The sequence below is a fragment of the Planotetraspora mira genome (genome assembly GCF_016863275.1).
Taxonomy (GTDB): domain Bacteria; phylum Actinomycetota; class Actinomycetes; order Streptosporangiales; family Streptosporangiaceae; genus Planotetraspora; species Planotetraspora mira.
Genome location: NZ_BOOO01000049.1, coordinates 56,074 through 70,631 on the forward strand (window position 1 = coordinate 56,074; position 14,558 = coordinate 70,631).

The following is a 14,558-nucleotide window of genomic DNA, read 5'->3' on the forward strand; positions in this document are numbered from 1 at the left end:
CGATCAGCTGCCGCTCGCTGAACAACGACGGCCGCCGCTGCCGGAGACCCGCTCACGCGGCTGCGGCCGCGGGCGACCCCGGAACAACTCTCACCAAAACATGGAGGATCACAGTGCTCAGCATCGACAACGAACTTCTCGAGGTGGTCGGCGCGATCGCAGCCGCCACCCCGCAGACGCCGCCGGCCATCGGAGACTGGCAGACGCGGCGGGCGACCATCGATTCCGTCTATGGCGCGCTGGCCGCCGCCGCAGCACGGGACGACCGCATCGAAGCGGCCGACTTCACTGTGCCGTCATCCGACGGGCACGCCGTCCCGCTGCGCATGTACAAGCCGACACATGCGCCGAATGCCCTTGTCGTCTACGTGCACGGCGGTGGCCTCATCGCGGGAAGCCTCGACGGATACGACCACGTCTGCCGCCGATACGCATCAGAGGCCGGGGTGGCGTTGATCGCAGTCGACTACCGTCTCGCGCCCGAATCACCGTTCCCGGGAGCCGTCGACGACTGCGTCGCAGCGGTCGAGTGGGCGATCAGGCATGCTGCGGAACATGCGCCCGGAGCGCGCGTCGCAATCATGGGTGACTCCGCCGGGGGCGGCCTTGCGGCCGCAACGGCGCTGGTATGCCGCGACCGTCAGATCGGCCCTTTGGCCGCGCAAATCCTCGTGTACCCGATGCTCGACGACCGCACGGCGATCGCCGACTCAGCTATTGAGCCGTTCCTCGCCTGGTCGGTCGCCGACAACATCACCGGCTGGCAGGCATATCTCGGCGAGAGGTACGGCACGGACGAGGTGCCTGCTTCGGCTTCGGTCGCTCGTGCGGACTCGCTCCATGACATGCCGTCGGCCTACCTCGAGGTTGGGCAGTTGGATCTCTTCTGCGCAGAGACCGTGACCTACGCCGAGCGGCTCATGGAACACGGCGTGGCCGTACATCTGTCAGTCCGTCCCGGCGCGATCCACGGCTTCGACCAGTTCGCGCCCGGCTCCGGGCTGGCACGACATGCGTTCGCCGATCGTGTCGCCTTCCTGCAGAGCTTGTGATCGGAGCTGGCGACGCGGCCCCACCCCCTGCACACAACCGCGTCAACTCAGCCGAACCCCATCCGCCCCGCCTGAACTCATTCATCTGAGGAGATACCCGATGGAGACCAAGACTGCCCTCATTACCGGCTCGACAAGTGGAATCGGTCGTGCCACTGCCCTCAAGCTCGCCCGTGACGGCGTCCGCGTCGTGGTTTCCGGCCGCGACGCTGACCGAGGCATGGAAGTTGTGAAGCGGATCCGCGCCGAAGGAGGAGGGGCCGAGTTCGTCGGTGCCGAGCTACGTGATGCCCAGTCCGCGGCGGAACTCGCGGCCAAGGCGACCAAGGTCGCCGAGTCTGCTGGTGGCGTCCTAAACATTCTGGTGAACAACGCGGCGATCGGATCCGGTGGGCCTACGGCGGGCACCGAGGAGTCGACTTTCGATGCGGTGCTGGCCACTAACCTGAAGGTCCCGTTCTATTTGGTCGCGAACATCGCACCGGCGATGGCGGCACGTGGCGGGGGCGCGATCGTCAATGTGTCCACGCTCGCCGCCGAAGTCGCGCTTCCGGGGCTGTCGGTGTACGGAGCGAGCAAGGCGGCCTTGGACCTGCTGACCAAGAGCTGGGCAGCTGAGTTCGGTCCCGCCGGGGTGCGCGTGAACTCCGTGAGCCCCGGCCCAACCCGTACCCCGGGATCCGAGGCCTTGGGGGAGGCGCTGGAGCAGCTCGCGGCGCAGGCCCCGCTGGGATTCGTTGCGGATCCGGAAGACATCGCCGCGGCCATCGCGTTCCTCATCAGCGATCAGGCCCGCTTCATTACCGGTGCCGTGCTCGATGTGAACGGTGGCCGTACGGTCGTATGAGAGTGGGACAGTTCGTCCCCGACGAGCACCCTGTCCTCGACCACTGTCTGGCGCGTCATCCGCCGCGCCTGCGAGGAACTCGCGGCCACTCGACCCGAGTTCGAGAACGTGAAGTTCGCACCCCGCGACTCCCGTCGACCCTTCGCCACCGAGCTGGTCAACAATGGTCTGCCGATCCACATCGGTGCCGCTCTGCTCGGGCACCTCGATATCCGGACCACCCGCGGCTACGTCGCCGTCTTCGAAGAAGACGTCATCACCCGCTACCAGCAGTTCCTCGCACAGCGCCGGTCCATGTGCCCGGTGGAGGAATACCGCGAACCCACCGCCGAGGAGTGGTCCGACTTCCGAGACCACTTCGACAAGCGGCGCGTTGAACTCGGCTCCTGCGGCCGCCCTACGGGACGCCCTGCGCCCACGAACTCGCCTGCATCCGCTGCCCGATGCTCAGCATCAACCGAAGATGCTGCCCCACCTCGACGAACTGGAGGAGGATCTCGTCGCCCGCCGCAAACGCGCAGTTGAAGAGGACTTGGGAGGTGAGATCGGCCTCACCCTCACCTTCCCGCGGAGCAAGCGTGAGCAGACCCGCCGGCCGATCATGATGGACACCCAGTCGTCGGCGAGGTGCTTGGCGCGGAACGGCAAGCCGAACGTCTCGGCCATGCGGATGAGCATCTCGGCGTTGGTGGCGCGTGCGGCGGACTGGTGCACGTAGCGGTCGCGCTCGAGCCGCTCCCAGATCTGCCAGCTTCGAAGCCGCGAGTGAACTTCGGGGTCGTCGCTGTCGAACGCGAGGCGCAGCCGGTGTTCGACCTCTCCGCCATGCTCGCCGATGTGGGGGGAGCCGACGGGCACGGTCTCCTCGTCGGCCGGGGCAGTGCGGGGTCAGCCGGTCTTGGTGGTGAAGGGGCCGTTGTTCGCGAACACGAGCTTGGCGAAGTTCTCGCCGATGCGGCGATGCCCTTCGGGGCTGGGGTGGATCGCGTCCGGCAGCGGGAACTTGGCGTGGTCGCTCTCGCCGTAGAGGTCGAGTCCGTCAAGGTAGTGGAGGTTCGGGTCCTCGGTGGCTCGCTGCTTGACGATGTTGGCGAGTACCTCACGGATGATCGTGAGCGTCAGCCGTCCGGCGGCGGTTTCGGCCGGATCGCCGGTGGCCTTGAACTGGAGGGTTCCGCTTTCGAGGTCCGGCATCAGGGGGCCGGGGGTGTTTTCGTGGGTCGGGCACAGGATCGGCGACACAAGGAGCAGGGGTGTCGTCGGGTGGCCCTCGCGGATGGTGTCGAGGAAGCCGTGGATGGCGGGGGCGAAGGCGCGCAGGCGCATGGCGTCGCTGTTGACGACGTTGATGCCGAGCTTGACGCTGATCAGGTCGGCGGGGGTGTCGCGCATCGCACGCGCGGTGAACGGGTCCACCAGTGCGCTGCCGCCGAACCCGAGGTTGATCAGTTCCACGCCGCCCGCGGCCGCGGCCAGGGCGGGCCAGATGGTGCTCGGGAAGACGGCGTTCGAGCCGTGGCTGATGGAGCTGCCGTGGTGCAGCCACACTCTGCGTCCGTTGTCCGGGGCCGGCTCGACGGGGGCGTCGGTGTGCAGGGCGATCACCTCGGTGATCTCCGCGTGCGGAAGCCAGATCTCGATGTTCTTCTCGCCCTCGGGGAGGTCGGTGAAGTGGGCGGTGCCCGCCGGTCCCTCGGTGAACTCCGCGGTCTGGGTCTGCATGTCGGTGATCGTGCTGAGGTTTCCGCCGTCCACGGTGGCCTGGGCGGTGAGCCGGCCGTCGACCAGGAGGTCGTACACGCCGTCCGGCGGAGGCGGGAAGCCCAGGTAGACCCGCTTGGTGGGCAGCGTGTCCAGTTCGATGGTGGTGGCGCGGGTGCGGAAAGCCAGTCGGACGCCGGAGGGCTGGGCCTCGGCCACGGCCAGCCGGTCGTCGGGGATCTGGCGGCGCGCCCAGGCGGGCAGCCGGTGCGGCAGCAGACCGTGCGCGGTTTCTTCCACCTCGAGGTGCCCGCGCAGGAAGTCGGCGGTGATGGGGGTGGTGATCCAGTTGTGATCGGTGCTCATTGCCTCAAGCCTTTGGTTCTGGGTGGGTGGGGGAATCGGGTCAGTACGCGGGGACCGTTCGAAGGGTGCGTGCCGCTGGTCAGGGGGTGGCCCGGTTCCGCAATGCGGCGTCGAGGGAGTCCAGGGTCCACACCCAGGATTCCTGTGAGGCGACGTCCGTGTGGCTGAAGCCACCGGCTGCCTCCAGGTTGGCGTAACCGTGGAAGACGCTGCCGAGCATGCGGACCGCGTGCGTCTGGTCCGGCTCCGTGAGGTTGTAGCCGCGCAAAATCGCCCGTGTCATCTGCGCGTGCCGGACGCCGGCACTGGCTGCGGCCGTCCGCGGGTCGAGCCGGAACCGGGCTGCTTCGTACCGGCCGGGGTGCGCGCGGGCGTAGTCCCGGTAGGCGTTCGCGAAGGCCATCAGGGCGTCTTTGCCCGCACGTCCGGCCACGGCATGGGCGACCTGGTCGGCGAGTTCCTCCAGTGCAAGCAGCGCGATCCGGGTTTTGAGCTCCTGGGAGTTCTTCAGGTGCGAGTACAGGCTCGCAACCTTCACGTCGAAGCGCCGGGCGAGCGCCGACAGAGTCACTTGGTCGAAACCGGCTTCATCGGCAAGTTCCGCACCGGCGAGCGTCAGCCGCTCCGGGCTCAGTCCTGCCCGAACCACAACCATCACCTACTATCGATTTACCTACATGAAGTATGCGTCTACCTAAATCCTGTAGGCAAATCGATGGACCGCTTCAGGGGAGAGCCGTGAAGCGGATCACGCGCGCCTGGCACCGCCGCACCTACCGGGAGACGGGAAAAAAACGGATATGCCCCCGGGCCCCCCGGCCCCGGGCCCCGCGGCGGGCAGCCCTGGGTCCTGGTCACCACGCCGCCGCAGCCGCACGCGCGTTCAATCGCTCCTGAACGTTCTTCACGTCTGAAAACGGCCGACGCACCAAGCTGACATTGACCATCACTGTGCTGTCTCCAGTGACGCCCCGACAAGGAGCAAGCAAGAGAACCCCAATCTTTCGGGGTTGTAACTGAACTGCCTAAGACGCGTGCCCCAGAGTCGCTTCGACGCAAAACGGGAGAGCGGAGCGGAGAGATGAGTCGCTGGGTGACCATGTACGTCGGACTGTTCGGGCTCGCAATGGCCGCCTGCGGGGCAAGCACCGATGGTGCCTCCCACCCCAGCACACGCCCTTCGACCGCCCACCCCACCCCCATCGCCCACTCCGCGAAGGCTGCGACCGACGAGGACGTCGCATCGTCTTTCCTTGATCCCGCAGAGGCCGGCTTGGCTGGCGGTGAAACTCGAACCATCCCTGCGGGCACGCTCTCTAAGCTCAGCATCTGCGTGCCGCTCAACCCGCTGAACACCCCCGAAGTAGCCGTCAACAAGCGGTACGCGACGGCCAAGGAAGAGATCACCGTGCCCTACAAGGGCCACCTCACCCAACAGGGTTGGGTGCTGCCGAGCGAGGCCGCCGCCTCCGCTCTCATGAAGCAGGTCACCCGGAGACTCCCCCAATGCCGCTACAACGGTTCTGCCAGCGACCCGGTAGACCCGACAAGACGGATCAGCGGCATCTCCAACCCCAAGACCTACGAGCCCGACGCTTTCGGCTGGCACGGCCACCAGATCGAGCAACTCATGAACGTCAACGGCGAACGCGCATCCGTCAGCACCGTGCTCATCCTGCAGCGCGGCCCGGTCGTTCTCGCCCTCGACTACGTCAACTACACAGAGAAGGCCCCGGCGCAGACCCTGCGCACCTACAACCTCAGCGTCCTTCGCAGGGTCCTCGCACACCCAGCTTGATCACAGTACGAGTCGCGCGTTCTGGAGACGCCCGAACGTCTCCAGCACGACCCACGATCTTTCCCGCACCGTGTCCGAGCGCCGTCCTTTACAACGTAGATCCGCCGCGCATTTGAACTCCGCAACGGCCATCAAGCCAGGAGTCGGCGAAGACGGTGACACTGAGGAGAGAGACCTGTCACCCGACAACAGCCCCTGAGACGGCGAGCCTGGGTGACACAAGCGAAAAGCCACAGTATCCGATCACGGATACTGTGGCTCCGACCTGCAGAAACAGAGTCGGGACGACAGGATTTGAACCTGCGACCCCTTGACCCCCAGGCAACCCAGACGGGGGCGAGAACAGCCCCGATCTCTGCCTCCACCTGCGGAAACGATCCTCAGCCATCCACCGGTGTATGCGGCCGTCCACGGCGATAGTCACCCAGATAGTCACCCAGTCCGAGGCGATCTGGAGATACCTGACGTGGCCTCGGCGTGCGTTCTCCTGAGCACGCTGGGCCGCACTCCCCCGCCAAGCTTGTCGGCCCGTAAGCAAGAATGCCAGCCATGACGGCTGCCGCTGCTAACTACCTGTGGTTCGAGCTGCGCTTCCCAGACCTCGGCGAGGGACCCGACCGCAAAGCCGCCAAACCGACCACCGGAAGCCGCGCTGCAGTTACCCCTGCCCACCAAGATCTGGGTGATCTCCGCCGCGCCCCTGATCTACCTGCGATAACCGCTGGATCTTGTCGTTGACCAGGGAATACGCTTGCCGCGACCTTCCATCGTTTGCCGTTGATTTCGGCGCTCCCACGGAACAATGACGGAACAGATCATGATCAGAAGGGCTCATGACGCTCCCCAAGAAGGGCTCTCGCCTCATCACCGTAAGTGACACGACATACCGCTGGCGCGTCCGCCACAAACCGACCTACTGCGAAGGAGTCGGCTGGTCTCATATGACCTTCGCGGTTGAACTGGCGGAGAGGCCACACAACGTCCTACTCGTCACGCTCCCCTACGCCAGGCCTGACAACTGGGTTCTCGAACAATCGATGAGCGTTCGCCCTGCCCTTGTCGCGGACTGCATCTGTAGAGCCATAAACGAAGGATGGACCCCGCACCGCCCAGGATACGCACACCAGTTGGAACTCACCCGCGACGACGCCGCCTAAGCAGGCCCGAGCACCGGAAGCGGCGCGGCAGCATGACCGTCCGCTTTCGCGGATGACGGCTTCGCTGCCCGCTCCTCGATGCAACCCTGGTCCAGCAAAGACAGAGACCGCGTGCACGTGAAGGAAGCCGACGGCAGGTTGCGCGTCCAGGCACTGATACCCGCGATGTTCAGCCTCCCGCCCAGGCGTCGGCGTCCACCAGCCGCATACCTCGGCGAGCAGTCGAGCATCCTCACGCCAACTAGCGTGTGTGCAGTGTTCAGCCTGCTGGCACACCGGGAACGGTTCTACCTCGATGTGATGTACGAGTACATCGCTTGATTGGACGTACGGACGGAGTGTGCCCTGCCATAGGCAGATGGGCCGAAGCCTCGCGCATCCGATTGGCCCTGGTATGTGCGGGAAAGGCGAAGCCCAAGTGCAAGATGTGAGGGGTTCCTCGATTTTTGGCGGTATCGAGAAAGATGCGTGAGCCGTATAGCAAGTTATGGCGGCTAGACGAGACCCTGGGCACGCTCACCTTCACGGACGCGAGACGCCCGCCCACCCCTGCGCGAGGGGGTGGGCGGGCGTAAGCGATGAAGACCAGCGAGGTCGGGCCGCGCTAGGAGTCAGATCGCGAACTTCCCGGTTATGCGGCGAGGCTGAAAAACGTGCCGGCAGCAATGGATGTGATTCCGATGAGACCGGTCCGGATGCCGATGGGTGTATCTCGGCTGACGATGCTGCCGTCGCCGAGTGCGCCGTCGAAGTTGTTCCCCCAGGTGTTGACGGGGCCGTTGGTCAGATAGGCGATGCTGTGACTGCTGCCGGCGGCGATGAGTGCGACGTCGCTGAGCACGCCGACGCCGCCGGGGCCGAGCACAGTGACGGGCGTTCTGCTGACGCCGCCGGTGACGCCGTTGCCGAGCTGACCGAAGTTGTTCAAGCCCCATGACCGGACGGTGTTGTTGGTCAGCAGAGCGAGCGAGTGAGCGCCGCCGGCGTCGACTGCTTTGACATTGCTGAGCACGCCGACGCCGCCAGGGCCGACGACAGGGACCGGGACAGAGTTGGAGAGGATGGGTGCCGGTTGGGCGAGTTGGCCGGAGGTGTTGATCCCCCAGGCCCGGACGGTGCCGTCGTTCAGCAGCGCCATGCTGAAATCGTTGCCGGCGGCGATGGCCTTGACGTTACTGAGCACGCCGACGCCGCCAGGGCCGACGACAGGGACCGGGACGGGGCTGTTACCGCCCGTGATGCCGTTGCCGAGCTGGCCCGAGCTGTTGTCGCCCCAGGCCCGGACGGTGCCGTTGGACAACAGGGCCAGGCCGTGGGTGCCGCCGGCGGCGATGGCGACGACGCCGGTCAGCCCGGTGACCGGTGCGGGCAGGAAAACGGCTGGGCTGACGACGCCGTTGCCGAGCTGACCGATGGCGTTGTCACCCCAGGCTTGGACGGTGCCATTGCTCAGCCTCGCCAAGCTGAACGAGCCGCCGGCCGAGATGGAGCGGACGCTGAGCAGGCCGGTCACGACCCCCGGTATCGGGTGGTCTTCGCTGGTGCCGTCGCCGAGCTCACCAGAATCGTTGTTACCCCAGGCCTGGACTGTGCCGTTATCCAGCAACGCCAGACTGTGCTGGCCGCCCGCGGAGACAGCGGTGACGTTGGCCGCCGCCAACCCGGCCACAGTCACGGGCGTCGTCCGGCGAGTTTCGGGCGTACCGATGCCGAGCTGGCCGAGGAGGTTGGTTCCCCAGGATTTGACCTGTGGTGGATCTGCCGCCGCCGACGACGCGGGAGCTGGCCCCAGGCCGAGCGTCAGGGTCGCAAGTGCCACCCCTGCCGCAGCCGAGGCTACCCTGCGCCGTTTTTCCGAGAATGCACCCGTAACGAAATTCATTACTTATCCCCCGAATGAAAGCATGTCGTCTGCGGCGGCTTTCATTCTGACCGCCACGGGTTAAACGGTGAGCGCACGCTATCAGGAGGCGAATGCGAAGCCCGGGAACCAAGCGACGTGGCGTTAATAGGCGATTAGAAACACAAGAGGACGCCCGCCCATCCCTCGCACAGGGAATGGGCGGGCGTGCTTATGTGAGTGGCCTGGGCGAGCTACTAACCAGAGCCTGCGGCCTGGAGTTCTTCACACATTGAGCCGTCTCTCCTACCCCGGGACAGGAACGGCACCCAGGCCGCCGGTGATGTCAGGAAGACGTCAGGCAGAAGGGGTGGCCAGCCGGATCCAGGAGAACCCGCCAGCGTCCGTCGCCGGGCTGATGGTCCGGTTTGGCCGCGCCGAGTTCCAGGGCCAGCTCTTCCATCGCATCGAGGTCGTCAGCGCGGAAATCCAGGTGGAACTGTTGTGGCACGTCCTGACCCGGCCACTGCGGAGCCCGGTATCCGTCAACCCTCTGGAACCCCAGATCACAGCCGGAGTCGTCCGTCAGAGCGACGAACTCGTCCGTACTGAATAGTTCGCGCATCCCGGTCAGTGCACCGTAGAAGCCCGCCAGCGTCTGCGGGTCGGCACAGTCCAGAGTCACCCCTCGCAGTACAGCGCCTGGCACCATTCACTCCTTCGCGTCCGCGCGTCTGTCTCCGTGAGCCGCCGCTGCACGCGATCACCGGCCACAGCCACACCGTACTCGCCACATCCACCGCAGAAGTAGCGGTTTACCCCTGCCTCAGAGCAACGGGTGGCTGTGACCGGCGCTTTCGATACACGCCCTAGTGGGGTCGCCCCTGATCACCTCATTACGAGTGAAGTGCAAGCCCCTCGTAGATGACTCGCCGCCCTGCTCGGGACTGTAAGACGAACGGTGTAACTCCTGATCAAGGAGACACCTGTGACGAGTACGTTGATCCAGGCATCCGAAGCGATGGACCTGGAGGACGCCGCGGTGACGCGGAAAGAGCATGAAGCGTCGGATCGGGAGCTGGTGGCCAAGCTGGTCGACCAGGCCCGCGCCGAGGGGCTGGAGTTGGTCGGTGAGAACGGGCTGCTGGGCCGGCTGACCAAACTCGTGTTGGAGTCGGCGCTGGAAGGCGAGATCACCGACCACCTCGGTTATGACAAGCACGATCCGGCCGGTCGGGGCAGCGGCAATACCCGCAACGGCACCCGCGCCAAGACAGTCGTCACCGACGTAGGACCGGTGGAGATCGCCGTGCCACGGGATCGGGACGCGAGCTTCGAGCCGAAGATCGTGCGTAAACGGCAGCGGCGCCTGTCCGGGGTCGATGAGATGGTGATCTCGCTGGCCGCCAAGGGGCTGACGACCGGGGAGATCTCCGCGCACCTGGCCGAGGTCTACGGCGCCCAGGTGTCCAAGCAGACCATCTCCACCATCACCGACAAAGTCATCGATGGGATGACCGAGTGGCAGAACCGTCCGCTCGACCCCGTCTACCCGGTCGTGTTCGTCGATGCGATCCACGTGAAGATCCGTGACGGCCAGGTCGCCAACCGGCCCGTCTACGTGGCGATGGCGGTCACCGTCGACGGCGAGCGCGACATCCTCGGGCTGTGGGCCGGCGACGGCGGTGAGGGCGCCAAGTCCTGGCTGCACGTGCTCATCGAGATCAAGAACCGGGGCGTCGGGGATGTGCTGATGGTCGTCTGCGACGGCCTCAAAGGGCTACCGCAGGCGATCGAGCAGGCCTGGCCGCAGGCGGTCGTGCAGACCTGCATGATGCACCTGCTGCGCGCCAGCTTCCGATACGCCGCCCGCCAGCACTGGGACGCCATCGCCAAAGCGCTGCGGCCCGTCTACACCGCACCGACCGAAGCCGCAGCCCTCGAGCGGTTCGTGGAGTTCGCCGAGGTGTGGGGCGGCAAGTACCCGGCGATCGTGAAGTTGTGGGAGGACGCCTGGGCCGAGTTCGTCCCGTTCCTCAACTTCGACACCGAGATCCGCCGGGTCATCTGCTCGACCAACGCGATCGAGTCGGTCAACGCCCGCATCCGGCGGGCGGTCAAAGCCCGCGGCCACTTCCCGAACGAGCAGGCCGCACTGAAGTGCGTCTACATGGCGATCATGAGCCTGGACCCGACCGGGAAGGGCCGCAAACGCTGGGTCACCCGATGGAAAGCGGCCCTGAACGCCTTCGCCATCACCTTCGAAGGCCGCCTGTCCCCGAACCCCCGATAGAACCAATCAAGATCGAGTTACACCGTTCACTGGACAGACCCGCCCGCTAGCCACCAACTGGTGTTCAACGCCGCACCGGCGGTTCGCCGAACCTGCCACCCCGGACGAGGGCGTCAGCTGCGATCTCTTCGACTGTCGAGCAGGGGCCGGGACGTGGTCCCGGCCCCTGGGGGGGGCCGACGATTGAGGCTGCTGGCGAAGGGGTTAGTGGTGGCGGTTGCCGCCGTCGCTGCGCCGGCGCTGCAGCGTGAACTGCTCGAACACCTTCAGCTCACCTGTCGGGGTGATCACGTTGTAATAGGTGACATAGATCCGGGTCATGTCGCCCGGGTGGCGGCCCGGGTCGACGGCGAACTCGGCGAAGCCGTAGGGGTGCATGTCGTCGCGGACACCGATCCAGACCGCGGCCTCCTGCTCCTTGACCGAGTTGAACTTGCCGACGTGCTCCGTCTGGACGTACGCCGAGTGGTGGCCGTGGCCGTCGAAGTCGTCCATCGTGAAGCTGGTGTTGGTGACGCCGGAGACGCCGCCGCCGCCGAGGACCATGTGCGTGGTACCGAACTCGCTCTCGACGACGTCGGTGGCGCTCTGGCTCGGGTTGGGCGTGAGGGTTGCGCTGCCCGGCACGACACCACGGACGGCCAGCGAGCGCTCGTAGTCGTGCTCGTGGCCGCACACGACCAGGTCGACGCCGTACTTGTCGAACAGCGGGCCGTACGCCGCACGCAGCGCCAGGTCGGGGCCGTTCGCCGCGGTCGCGGAGCTGATCATCACCTGGTGCATGCAGACAACGATCCAGTCGATGTCCTTGGAGGCACGAGCCGCCTTGAGCTCCTTCTCCAGCCAGGCGAGCTGACGACCGCCGGAGTAGCCGCGGTTGTAGATGTCGCCACCCTCCTGCAGCGCGATCTCGTCGTTCTGCAGGGCGATGACCCGGACCGCGCCCACCGTGAAGGCATACCAGAGGTTGTCCAGCTCGGGGTCGGTCTCGGTCGAGGGCAGCTCGAAGTAGGTCTGGAACGCGTCGAAGCCGAGCACGCCGTTGCCGGCCTCGATCTCGTGGTTGCCGGCGCACGGCATCCACGGACGGAACCGCGCCGAGCGGCTGTTGTTGGTCAGGTAGTGGTTCCATGTGCGAACCCGGTCGGGGCCGCTGTTCGCGTAGCACAGGTCGCCGTTGAGCAGGTGGAACAGCGGACCGACCTTCTCCACGCCCGTGACGATGTCACCGGCGGCCGGAGTGGCGTTGGGCTCGAAGTCGCGGCCCGAGGCGTCGACCGGGTTCGAACCGTTCTTCCACGTCACCGTCGGCGAACCCTGGTCGCCGAAGCTGGTGAACGTGAACGGCGCTCGACCCGACGGCGCTGTGTGGAACGTGCCAGCGTCCGGCGTCGCGCCGTCGTGCTGGGCGGCGTAGAGGTAGTCGGTGTCGGACTTGAGCTTGCTCAGCAGCGCGTGGTGCGCCCAGACGGTCTTGCCCGAGTGTCCGTCGGTGTAGGACTTCGTGACCGCGGACGCCGTGGACCCGAAGCCTCCGTTGAGCGTGCCGTAGACGACCCGCGGGTTCTTCACCTCCTCATCGGTGATCCACGAGACCACCATCTGGCTGCGCGGGTCGCCACCGAACTGGAGGTGCAGGCCCTGGACCGGCGTGGAGCCCGAGCCGTTCCTGAGGCTTCGTACCGCCGACGAGGCCGGGTACGCCTCGGCCTCGGCGGCACGTGCACCGAGCAGCATCGGCCCGGCCGCGACACCAGAGGCTGCCGCCCCGAACACGCCGAGCGCGTTGCGGCGCGAGATTCGAGTCTGCTTTCGTTCTTCGGACATTCCCGTGGCCTATCAGTCGTCGGAGGCTAATCGAGCACCGAGGGATGGCAGCAGTCCGAGCCCGAGAGGGCCGCGGGAGGCCAGCGGCGCACGTCGCAGATGCTAGGGAGCAGGCTGATTAACACGGCTACGCAGGCATGAACGACAGATGGCAGTCACGGCAACGTACAGCAGCACAGGCCACGCCCTGTGCCATTACCGATGGCCACTGACGCTCGCAACATCCGTGCCGTTGATAAGGCGGGAGGGGATGCGAACCCAACCCGCAGACCTGGCTGCCATCCCGTCTGCCGCCGACCCGCCCTCCGGGGAGCGGGCCGCCGCCCGGTCCGCCACGTCAAGCGGACCTTGACGCACGTTCTGACGCTGGCGGGCCGGGCGGGGGTCTGCTCGGCTTGCCAGGGTCGTCGGCTGGCGGGATGGCCCTGCGCAACCACCCACGTACCGCAAGGCGCGGACGGAGCCCCGGCCATGCCCCGGCAGCTCCCCCGTAGGCCTGGTGCTGCCCCAACTGACATGGCCACAGGCCTGATCGTCCCGCCGGAGAGGGCAGCCGGATGGGGAACCGCCCAAGCCAGCCGAACGCTCCCTAGGAACCTCTTCCTTATCGGGGAACAGGGACGCCGGAACTGCCCGGCTACGTTGCCAACCTGCGTTGAGCGTCCATCATCTTCCGCCACTGTCCAGCGTCGTCCGTTGGCGTTGTCACGCAGTTCGTCACGCAGAGACATCCCCTCTGCGACTCGCTGGGCCGAGGTCACGTCCGTCGAGTACCTCGATGTCGGTGATGGCCGTCGCGGTCGGGTTCAAGCTCGGCCAGATGACGGACTCGCCGTCGCGTTCCAACTCCACCATCCAGGAACTCGACGAACCGGTGGAGCGGTCAAGTTAGAACACGGTCATCCAGGACCGTCCACCATTATCTCGTTGGCCCTGGTCGGGTGATGTCGATGAGGTCATTCGGTCCAGCATCATCCAGGACCGTCCACGGCTGCTGTTAGCAGCAGCGTTAGCAAGATCAGCTAGTGGGGTTGCCCCTGATCACCTCATGGCTTCCACGGCGAGCAGGGGGTTGGGGGCAGTAAAGTCCCGAGATTCTGTAGTCCCCCGTGATCGGTTCAGGTCACCAAGGTCGACGTCGCAGATCCGAGTCGCCATTTTGCGCCACCCAGCCGAGGCACATCGCCGTTCCGACGAAGAGCGCCCGACCTCGGGGAGACACGGGCTCGCTTCGCCGGCTAGCTCAGCGACCGGTGATCCACCTGAATCGGGTTGAGCCGGTGATCAAGACAAAGGATCGACAGCAGTCGCTCGACGCGAGGCGTGACATCGCTCAAGACCAGCGTGCCGCCTTCCTTAGCGAGCCGCTCCTTCGCAGCGATCAACACCCGAAGCCCCGAACAGTCGATGAAAGGTACGCGGCTCATGTCGAGCTCCAGCAGACAGACCGCCGGCGGCGAAAGAGCCTGATCGAGTGCACGCTCCATCAGGCCGGCGGAAGCCAGGTCGAGCTCGCCGCACGGACGGACCACAACCTGTTGATGCTCAAGCTCTATGGTGACGTTCAGGCCCTCCATCGCCACCTCCTGAGGTCAGCCCCAAGGCACCGTCCCCAATGTCACCTTGCTAACAGATCGACCTCCATCCGCGCGCGAGGCCAAGGTCAACAAAACGCAA

Annotated in this window: 12 protein-coding genes; 6 read left to right on the forward strand and 6 right to left on the reverse strand. The window is 66.1% G+C overall.

Annotated features, from left to right (window positions below):
• Positions 1–143 precede the first annotated feature (143 nt).
• From Pmi06nite_RS38380 to Pmi06nite_RS38395, 4 genes are all read left to right on the forward strand, one after another.
• The gene (locus tag Pmi06nite_RS38380) at positions 144–1,052 is read left to right on the forward strand and encodes an alpha/beta hydrolase (protein WP_203958158.1); all 909 of its coding nucleotides are present in this window, start codon (positions 144–146) and stop codon (positions 1,050–1,052) included.
• Positions 1,053–1,152: 100 nt separating this feature from the next.
• Positions 1,153–1,899 (forward strand): SDR family NAD(P)-dependent oxidoreductase, encoded by a 747-nt coding sequence (locus tag Pmi06nite_RS38385; protein WP_203958159.1) that lies wholly within the window; start codon positions 1,153–1,155, stop codon positions 1,897–1,899.
• 30 nt (positions 1,900–1,929) lie between these two features.
• Positions 1,930–2,424 (forward strand): tyrosine-type recombinase/integrase, encoded by a 495-nt coding sequence (locus Pmi06nite_RS43150; RefSeq protein ID WP_203958187.1) that lies wholly within the window; start codon positions 1,930–1,932, stop codon positions 2,422–2,424.
• Entirely contained in the window at positions 2,363–2,617 is a 255-nt protein-coding gene (locus Pmi06nite_RS38395) for a hypothetical protein (RefSeq protein WP_203958160.1), read from the forward strand. Before Pmi06nite_RS43150 ends, Pmi06nite_RS38395 begins: the two co-directional genes overlap by 62 nt.
• Before the next feature lie 170 nt (positions 2,618–2,787).
• Here Pmi06nite_RS38395 and Pmi06nite_RS38400 read toward each other — a convergent pair whose 3' ends face one another.
• On the reverse strand, positions 2,788–3,966 hold the full coding sequence (locus Pmi06nite_RS38400) for a GDSL-type esterase/lipase family protein (protein WP_203958161.1): 1,179 nt from the start codon (positions 3,964–3,966) through the stop codon (positions 2,788–2,790).
• A gap of 79 nt (positions 3,967–4,045) precedes the next feature.
• On the reverse strand, positions 4,046–4,615 hold the full coding sequence (locus Pmi06nite_RS38405) for a TetR/AcrR family transcriptional regulator (RefSeq protein ID WP_203958162.1): 570 nt from the start codon (positions 4,613–4,615) through the stop codon (positions 4,046–4,048).
• A 444-nt stretch (positions 4,616–5,059) separates the two neighbouring features.
• On the opposite strand from Pmi06nite_RS38405, the gene Pmi06nite_RS38410 reads away from it, so the two are divergent.
• Positions 5,060–5,764, forward strand: a complete 705-nt coding sequence (locus tag Pmi06nite_RS38410; protein ID WP_203958163.1) for a hypothetical protein — start codon at positions 5,060–5,062, stop codon at positions 5,762–5,764.
• A 1,788-nt stretch (positions 5,765–7,552) separates the two neighbouring features.
• Here Pmi06nite_RS38410 and Pmi06nite_RS38415 read toward each other — a convergent pair.
• On the reverse strand, positions 7,553–8,803 hold the full coding sequence (locus tag Pmi06nite_RS38415) for an RCC1 domain-containing protein (protein WP_203958164.1): 1,251 nt from the start codon (positions 8,801–8,803) through the stop codon (positions 7,553–7,555).
• A gap of 304 nt (positions 8,804–9,107) precedes the next feature.
• On the reverse strand, positions 9,108–9,473 hold the full coding sequence (locus Pmi06nite_RS38420; protein ID WP_174876265.1) for a VOC family protein: 366 nt from the start codon (positions 9,471–9,473) through the stop codon (positions 9,108–9,110).
• Between the two features lie 309 nt (positions 9,474–9,782).
• Here Pmi06nite_RS38420 and Pmi06nite_RS38425 point away from each other — a divergent pair, with 309 nt between their 5' ends.
• A complete protein-coding gene (locus Pmi06nite_RS38425; protein WP_203958188.1) occupies positions 9,783–11,054 on the forward strand; it encodes an IS256 family transposase in 1,272 nt (423 codons plus the stop codon).
• A 204-nt stretch (positions 11,055–11,258) separates the two neighbouring features.
• Here Pmi06nite_RS38425 and Pmi06nite_RS38430 read toward each other — a convergent pair whose 3' ends face one another.
• Both Pmi06nite_RS38430 and Pmi06nite_RS38435 read right to left on the reverse strand, forming a co-directional pair.
• Positions 11,259–12,881 carry a purple acid phosphatase family protein gene (locus tag Pmi06nite_RS38430; protein WP_203958165.1) on the reverse strand — a complete coding sequence of 541 codons (1,623 nt, stop codon included), beginning with the start codon at positions 12,879–12,881 and terminating at the stop codon, positions 11,259–11,261.
• Between the two features lie 1,238 nt (positions 12,882–14,119).
• Positions 14,120–14,458 (reverse strand): STAS domain-containing protein, encoded by a 339-nt coding sequence (locus tag Pmi06nite_RS38435; protein ID WP_203958166.1) that lies wholly within the window; start codon positions 14,456–14,458, stop codon positions 14,120–14,122.
• Between the last annotated feature and the right edge of the window lie 100 nt (positions 14,459–14,558).